This is a genomic window from Amycolatopsis sp. SID8362 (genome assembly GCF_010550475.1).
Lineage (GTDB): Bacteria > Actinomycetota > Actinomycetes > Mycobacteriales > Pseudonocardiaceae > Amycolatopsis > Amycolatopsis eburnea.
The window spans coordinates 1-1048 of record NZ_JAAGNB010001854.1; the positions used below are offsets into that span (position 1 = coordinate 1).

Here is a 1048-nt window from a genome sequence, read left to right on the forward strand (position 1 = left end):
CCCCTCGTCGGCGACCCCCGAGCCGAAACCCGAACCCAAGCCGGACACCACCCCGGAACCGAAGCCGGACCCCAAGCCCGACCCGAAGCCCGAGCCCGCACCGTCCTCTTCCTCGGCCACGCCAGAGCCCAAGCCCGAACCCAAACCGGACACCACACCCGAGCCCAAGCCAGACACCACCCCCTCGTCGGCGACCCCCGAGCCGAAACCCGAACCCAAGCCGGACACCACCCCGGAACCGAAGCCGGACCCCAAGCCCGACCCGAAGCCCGAGCCCGCGCCGTCCTCATCCTCCGCCACCCCGGAACCCAAGCCCGAGCCCAAACCGGACTCCACCCCGGCCCCGGATCCCAAGCCGCACAAGCCGTTCACCGACCAGATGACCGACGTCATCAAGAACAAACTGTCCCAAGTGGACGGAGTAACCCCCGAAATCATGCAGAAGTTCGACAAGATCTCCAACTTCTCCGTGCACGAACTGGGCAAGCTCTTCGGCAAGGAAGGCGCCGAAAAGTTCGAGTCGGCCATCAAGGTCATGACCGACCCGTGGTTCGGCAAGTCGGGCCTGGCGGGCAAGACCGTCGTCGACATGATCAAGGGCGTGCCCGCCAGCATCGGCAACGTCACCGGCGGGGATGACAGCTAGTCGAGCGTGACCGCCCGGGACGCGAGGTGCAGGGCCAGCCGCTCGTCCGGGCGGGACAGGTCCACGCCGAGCAGCTGCGAAATCCGCGCCACCCGCGCGGCCACGGTGTTGCGGTGCACGCCCAGCACCGTGGCCGTCTCGGCGAGGGACGACTCCGCGTCCAGGTAGGCCGCCAGGGTGCGGACCAGGTCGCCCGGGGCCTCCAGCAGCGGGGCGATCAGCGCCCGCGCGGCCGGCTCGAACGTGTCCGTGCGGGTCCACTCGAGCAGCAGCTGGGCCATGCCGAGCTGGTCGACGTGCAGGAAGTGCCCGGTTTCCGGCCGGGTCGCGGCGAGGCGGGCCGCGTCGCGGGCTTCCGCGACCGTCGCCGCGAGGCCTTCCGGGCGCGCGTGCGGGCGGCCG

At 70.7% G+C, this 1048-nt stretch carries 1 protein-coding gene and 1 pseudogene; one reads left to right on the forward strand and one right to left on the reverse strand.

Annotation, left to right across the window (positions count from 1 at the left end; all coding sequences use genetic code 11):
• Nucleotides 1-646, forward strand: a pseudogene (locus G3I65_RS56845) (hypothetical protein); the annotation flags it as partial.
• Here G3I65_RS56845 and G3I65_RS56175 read toward each other — a convergent pair.
• Nucleotides 643-1048: CdaR family transcriptional regulator (locus G3I65_RS56175; RefSeq protein WP_160704811.1), on the reverse strand; the 406-nt coding region annotated here is incomplete at its 5' end. The pseudogene G3I65_RS56845 and the gene G3I65_RS56175 overlap by 4 nt on opposite strands.